Source organism: Mycobacterium sp. (assembly GCF_032159775.1).
Lineage (GTDB): Bacteria > Actinomycetota > Actinomycetes > Mycobacteriales > Mycobacteriaceae > Mycobacterium.
Genome location: NZ_JAVHWK010000083.1, coordinates 42,485 through 48,788, shown reverse-complemented (window position 1 = coordinate 48,788; position 6,304 = coordinate 42,485). Strand labels below are relative to the sequence as shown.

Genomic DNA, 6,304 nt, shown 5'->3' with positions numbered 1-6,304 from the left:
ATCTGTTCCGCGATGTGTACTCGGCGATCGGCGGTGCCGACGTCTCTTTTCCCACTCTTGCCGACGGCTATCGCATGGTTTCGCTTGTCGAGGCGATCCAGGCGAGCGCTGGCGCTCGAAGGGCGGTGAGCATTGACTAGTTTCCCGGTGGACGAACTCCTCTCCGCACCCGCGCGCGCGGCCGATATGGCCGAACGGGCCAACGCGATCGAGCTGCGCGGCGTGACCAAGAATTTCGGCGACATGGTGGCATTGCACCCTCTCGATCTCGATATCCGGGATGGCGAGTTCTTCTGCCTGCTCGGGCCATCAGGGTGCGGCAAGACGACGACGCTGAACATCATCGGAGGTTTCACCGCGCCATCCTCGGGTGTGGTGCGCATTGCCGGTGAAGACATCACCAAACGCCCGCCCAACAGCCGTCCGGTCAACACGGTCTTTCAGTCTTACGCGTTGTTCCCGCACCTCAACGTCCTCGAGAACGTCTCGTTCGGCATGAGGATGGCTCGTGTGCCGAAAAGCGAACGGCGAACGCGCGCACACGAAGCCCTTGACCTGGTCGGTCTCGGGACGTTCGCGCTACGCCCGGTCAGCCAGCTCTCCGGGGGGCAGGCACAACGCGTCGCCATCGCTCGTGCGCTCGTCAACAAGCCCAGCGTTCTGCTGCTCGATGAACCTCTCGGTGCGCTGGATCTGAAGCTGCGCAAGCGGCTGCAGACGGAGCTTTCACTGATCCAGCGCCATGTCGGCACGACGTTCGTCTTCGTCACCCATGACCAGGAAGAGGCGATGGCGCTCGCGGACCGCATCGTCATCCTGAACGAAGGACGCATCGAGCAGATCGGAACACCGGAAGAGATCTACCGGCGGCCAGCCAGTCTCTTCGCCGCCGACTTCATCGGGGAATCGAATATTTTGCACGGGAAGAAAGAGGGGAGCGTCTTCGTACTGGAAAACGGTGCGAGGGTACCGATCTCAGGAACCGTGCCGGATGCCAGCACTTCGCTGGTGGTCCGGCCGGAAGCCCTGCGGATCGCCAAGGACGGATTCATCGGTGCACAAGTGCTCTCGCGTGGATATCTAGGGTCGATTACTCGCATGGTGCTTCAGCTGGAGAACTCCGAAATGCAGGTCGTGTCGTCGTTGAACGACGGTGACATCGAAAATCTCGCTGAAATCGGTCTCGAAACAGGTGACTTCGTGAAGTTGTCCTGGTCGATGGAAGCAGCCCATCCGCTGTAGCCCGCTGAGAGTCAGGAAATCGCATGTCCCGAATCACCGAAGTAAAACTGAGCCGCCGCTCGTTCGTCGGGGGAGCGCTGATGCTCGGCGCGGCAAGCCCGTTGATGTTGTCCGCGTGTTCGTCGGCCGGTGATTCCTCAGGTGGCGGTGGGTCAGGAGGCGGTGGGAACGTCAACTGGCTGACATGGTCTGACCACTACTCTCAGGACCAGCTGGCCAAGGTCGCCGACACGACCAAGATCACCGGCCAGCCAAAGCTGTTTTCCGACAACGCCGACGCCTTGCTTCAGGTCAAGCAGACCGGATCGCAGTTTGACATGTGCTCTGCCGACGCGCTGTGGGTGAAGAAGTACATGGAAGAGGGTCTCATCGAGCCTTTCGACCTGGAGTCGATCTCGTCAAGCTCCCAGCTGTACGCGATGGCCAAGAAATTCGAGTTCCTCAAGGACCCGAAAGGCGCACTCGGGTACCCCTTCTCGTGGTCGACGGTGCAGATCTACTTCAACCCCGACAAGGTCAAGACGCCGCCGACGTCGTGGGAGTCGCTAACCGACCCGATGTACAAGGGGCTGATCGTCGCGGAGAACATCCCGACCGACCTGATGGCGATCGCAGGCATCGCGACCGGCTCCAAAGGGTCGCCCTACGCGCAGACGCCCGAACAGATTTCGTCGTCCTCCAATTTCCTGTCCGCGCTGAAGCCGAACGTGGTGAAGCTCGCCTCCCAGAACAACGAGATCGTCACGATGATGGCCAGCGGGGAAGCCGCCATCGGTATCTCGAATCTCGGCACCGATGTGCGCGTCAAGGATGCCGGCGGTCCGGAGCTCAAGTCCGCGTACCCGCCCGAGGGCACGATCGGCTTCATCGACTCGGAGATGATCGTCGCCAAAGGTGCGAACAAGGCTCAGGTCAAGCCTTTCCTCGATGCGATGCAGCAGTCGGAGTGGATCGTCGCGAACTTCACCACCAACTGGCGCCCGCTCTTCAACGAGAAGGCAGCCAAAGCGCTCACCGACGATCCGAAGACCGCCGAGAACGCCAAGCGCCTCTTCATGGACAATCCGGAGAAGGCATTGCAGATGACCCTCAAGGGCCCGGCCCAGGATCAGCAGGCCTACACCGAGGCGTTCAACAAGGTCTTCGGGGCGTGAGATGACCGTTGCCTCCGTTGCCCGCGATGCGGGCGGGGGGCCGGATGAGAAGGAACCACGACGCGCTGACGTCAAGAAGGAACGCCGAGATTGGCGTCAGTTCGTCGGGTTCGCACCGGCCGCAGTCCTTTTCGGGGTGTTCTTCATCGCCCCTCTGTGCCTGATCGTCGTCTACTCGTTCTGGATCAGCAAGAACTACGAGTTGGTTCCGGACTTCACCACGGCCAACTACAAGTCGATCCTGACGACGGGCACCTACGTGAGGACTTTCGGCAAGACCGTGCTGATGGCCTTCCTGGCTACGCTCACCGCACTGGCAATGGCGTTTCCGTTCTGCTACTGGCTGGTGCGCTACGTACCCAAGAGGCTGCAACGGGTGGGCCTGCTTCTGGTCGTCTTGCCGTTCTGGACCAGCTATCTTCTGCGGGTCTACGCGTGGGTGGCGATCCTCGGTGACAACGGTGCGATCAACTCGATGCTCAAGGCGCTTGGCCTGACCGACGGTCCGATCCGGCTGTTCCTGTACGACAACCCCGGCGTCTTCATCGTCCTGGTGTATCTGTACTTTCCGTTCGCGGCGCTCACGCTCTACGCATCGCTGGAGAGGTTCGACTGGCGGCTGCTGCACGCGGCGGTCGACCTCGGTGCCACCCCCATGCGCGCCATCGCCAACACGCTTCTTCCGCAAATGCGGCTGGCGTTGGTGACAGCCGGAATCTTCGTGTTCATTCCGATTCTCGGCGAATACCTCGCGCCTTCGGCGATCGGCGGCACCAGCGGTGTGATGATGGGAAACCTGGTAGCGAACTTCTTCTCCGGGTACCTGCTTCCGCTGGGAGCGGCGGCCAGTGTGTTGATCGCAATGGTGATCATGATCGTGCTCATCGTGTTCCGGCGCAGTCTTGATACCAAGGAAATCTATGTCTGAAGATCTGCAGGCGGTGAATCCTCGGGCCAAGCTGTTCCGGGTCATCCTGTCGTTCTACGGCGTGGGTATCTACATCTTCCTCTTCGCGCCAATAGCCGTGATGATCCTGCTGTCCTTCAACTCTTCTCGGGTCGTCGGATTTCCGATGGCAGGCTTCACCACCGACTGGTACGTCAGGCTGACGCACGACACCGTCATTCTCAACGCACTCGAGAAGTCCTTGTTCGTGGCCTTCTGGGTCACCGTGCTGTCTACCGTCATCGGCACCATGGCGGCGTTTCCGCTGGTGCGCGCCAATATCAAGAACCGTGGCGGAGTAAGGGTTTTCATCACCCTGCCGATCATGATGCCCGGTCTGCTCATCGGTGTGGCCATCCTCGTGCTCGCGACCAACGTGCTGCACATCCAGCCTTCGCTCTACACCGCCATCATCGGGCAGACGGTGCTGGCGACACCGTTCGTCATCCTGGTGGTGTCGTCGAGACTGGAGGCGTTGGACCGCAACCTCGAGCGCGCCGCAGCCGACCTCGGTGCCAGCGGACCGCAGCGAATCGTGTTTGTGGTGCTGCCGCTGATCTATCCGGGCATCATCGCCGGAGCCCTGATCGCGCTCACGCTGTCGTTGGACGAGTTCATCGTCACCAACTTCATCATCGGTGCGGACCAGACACTGCCGATCTACATCTACAACCAGCTCAAATTCGGTATCACCCCGGAGGTTAATGCGTTGGCGACGCTGATGCTGCTCGGCACGTTGGCCGTCGCAGGCCTGACCTTCGGGGCGCTGCGCCTGGTGAAGGTGCTCGCATCTGTCAACAAGAACACCAAACGATTGGAAGAACCCGCTAGTGCATCAGCGTGATGTTTCCGTAGTACTCGAGGCATTTCTCGATTCCTCGCTCGACGAGGTGCTGTCCTGGTTGAGCACCGAGGTTCCCGAGGTCACCGCTGTCGAGGTCGGCGCAGGTGGCTACGCCCCGCACCCGCACCTGGATCCCGACGCGGTACTCGCCGACGGGTCGACGAGACGGGCGTGGCTGGACAACCTGGAGCAGCACGGCATCAGGCTCGATGCATTGAACGTGTGGGGCAATCCATTACACCCCGACAAATCGATCGCCGGTAACCACGACGCAGCGTTGCGCCGCGCCGTGCGGTTGGCCGGTGAACTCGGTACCGACACGATCGTGGCGATGTCGGGGGCCGCCGCGGGCGTCGCAGGGGACCATGCGGCTGTGTTCGGAGCGGGCGGGTGGCTGCCGTACCTGGAGGGCGTGCACGAGCGCCAGTGGAAGGAGTCCGTCGTTCCGTACTGGACGGAGCTGTCGGAATTCGCCGCCAAGGAGAACCCTGACGTCAAGATCTGCATCGAGCTACATCCCGGCACGACGGTCTACAACGTGGAGACTTTCGAAAAGTTCATCGGTCTCGGTGAAAACCTCTACGCCAACCTGGATCCCAGCCACTTCTTCTGGATGCAAATGGATGCCGACCGGGTCGTCGAGCGCATCATGCCGCGAATCGGCCATGTGCACGCCAAGGATGTGACCTTCAACGAAGACGCCATGGGGCTCAACGGATTGCTGGACCACCGATGGCCTGCGGCGCCGGAGAAAATGCCGTGGAACTTCTCGGTTCCCGGTCACGGCAAGGATCCAGCATGGTGGCATCAGTTCATCGCCCGCTTCGACGGCTCTGCGGTGAAGGCGATTTCCATCGAACACGAGGACCCGTTCGTCGACTCGAAAACCGGGGTCAAGGAAAGCGCGGTTCTGATCAAGTCCGCGCTCGCCGGATCTCGCTGAACTCGCCGAGCAACCGATACAGGAGGAAACACCCCATGGCAGACCGTCTCAAGGTAGGCGTCATCGGCGCCGGAGTGATCGCACAAGTCATGCATCTGAACTACCTGCGCGAACTGTCCGACCGCTTCGAAACCGTAGCGCTGTGCGACATCTCGGACGAGAACGTCACCAACAACGCTGACAGGTACGACATTCCGAAGAGGTACACCGACTGGCGGGAGATGCTGAAGGACGCCGACGTCGACGCGGTCTTCATCCTGACCTCCGGCAGTCACGCACCCATCGCCATCGCGGCGGCGAATGCCGGCAAGCATGTCCTGGTCGAGAAGCCGATGTGCTTCTCCGTCGCGGAGGGCCTGGAGATGAAGTCGGCAGCCGACGCGGCAGGGGTAACGCTGATGGTCGCCTACCCGAAGCGCTATGACCCGGCATTCGAGCGTTTCCGCGATGTCGCCGTGAACGTCGCTGAGCCACGGCTGATGCGGGTCACCACGTTCGAGTCGCCGTTCCTCCCATACATCAGCCACTACGCGCTGGCGCCTGTCGCGCCCATACCGAAGGATGCGATCGCGACCTTTACTGCCGAAACCCAAGCCAGCATCACGCGTGCGATCGGTGAAGCGAATCCGTTCCTGCGCGAGGAGTACCACCTGGTGCTGCTGGACACACTGGTGCACGAGCTCAACACGGTGCGCGGCGTACTCGGCGAGCCGACGAGCCTGGAATACGTCGACATGCAGCCTGGCCAGCTGACCGTAATCCTCAAGTTCGGTGAGTTGTCGGTGCCGATCAACTGGATGGACCTGCCCGGAATCACCCGATACGGAATGGAATTCGCACTCTACGGCCCCGAGCAGCGGGTGACCCTGAGCTTCCCGTCGCCCTTCCTGCGCAGCGCACCGGCGACCGTCGATATCGTCGAAGGGGAGACGGGCACCATCAAGTCCCGCAGTACCTGCGAAATCACTTCGTATGAAAGTGCTTTCAAGCTCGAGTTGGAGGCCTTCCACCACTGCGTGGTGACCGGGGATGCACCCGCCACCAGCGCCGAAGACGCCATTCACGACCTCGCGCTGTGCGAGGCGATCATCCGCTTTGTCCAAGACCCGCGTCCCATCACAGATCCGAGCGCGATCAGCGCGCTGGCGTCTGCCAACTAGGAGGAGCACAATCGC

Annotated in this window: 6 protein-coding genes; all 6 read left to right on the top strand. The window is 61.4% G+C overall.

The features are described 5' to 3' along the window. Positions 1-147: 147 nt before the first annotated feature. The 6 genes from QOJ24_RS08955 to QOJ24_RS08930 are packed head-to-tail and all read left to right on the top strand — an operon-like array spanning position 148 to position 6,289. Entirely contained in the window at positions 148-1,242 is a 1,095-nt protein-coding gene (locus QOJ24_RS08955; protein ID WP_526260631.1) for an ABC transporter ATP-binding protein, read from the top strand. Between the two features lie 23 nt (positions 1,243-1,265). Next, positions 1,266-2,396 carry an ABC transporter substrate-binding protein gene (locus QOJ24_RS08950; protein WP_526260630.1) on the top strand — a complete coding sequence of 377 codons (1,131 nt, stop codon included), beginning with the start codon at positions 1,266-1,268 and terminating at the stop codon, positions 2,394-2,396. 1 nt (position 2,397) lies between these two features. Then, complete coding sequence (locus QOJ24_RS08945) at positions 2,398-3,324, top strand: ABC transporter permease (protein WP_526260629.1); 927 nt, start codon at positions 2,398-2,400, stop codon at positions 3,322-3,324. Beyond that, entirely contained in the window at positions 3,317-4,186 is an 870-nt protein-coding gene (locus QOJ24_RS08940) for an ABC transporter permease (protein WP_526260628.1), read from the top strand. Before QOJ24_RS08945 ends, QOJ24_RS08940 begins: the two co-directional genes overlap by 8 nt. Further along, positions 4,173-5,129: a sugar phosphate isomerase/epimerase family protein gene (locus tag QOJ24_RS08935; RefSeq protein ID WP_526260627.1), complete on the top strand. Its 957-nt coding sequence runs from the start codon at positions 4,173-4,175 to the stop codon at positions 5,127-5,129. Before QOJ24_RS08940 ends, QOJ24_RS08935 begins: the two co-directional genes overlap by 14 nt. 35 nt (positions 5,130-5,164) lie before the next feature. Then, positions 5,165-6,289 carry a Gfo/Idh/MocA family protein gene (locus QOJ24_RS08930; protein WP_526260626.1) on the top strand — a complete coding sequence of 375 codons (1,125 nt, stop codon included), beginning with the start codon at positions 5,165-5,167 and terminating at the stop codon, positions 6,287-6,289. Positions 6,290-6,304: the final 15 nt, after the last annotated feature.

What these genes read in the sequence shown, in the direction of transcription:
- QOJ24_RS08950 (WP_526260630.1), top strand. Translation starts at nt 1,266, where the DNA reads ATGTCCCGAATCACCGAAGTAAAACTGAGCCGCCGCTCGTTCGTCGGG.
- QOJ24_RS08945 (WP_526260629.1), top strand. Translation starts at nt 2,398, where the DNA reads ATGACCGTTGCCTCCGTTGCCCGCGATGCGGGCGGGGGGCCGGATGAG.
- QOJ24_RS08940 (WP_526260628.1), top strand. Translation starts at nt 3,317, where the DNA reads ATGTCTGAAGATCTGCAGGCGGTGAATCCTCGGGCCAAGCTGTTCCGG.
- QOJ24_RS08930 (WP_526260626.1), top strand. Translation starts at nt 5,165, where the DNA reads ATGGCAGACCGTCTCAAGGTAGGCGTCATCGGCGCCGGAGTGATCGCA.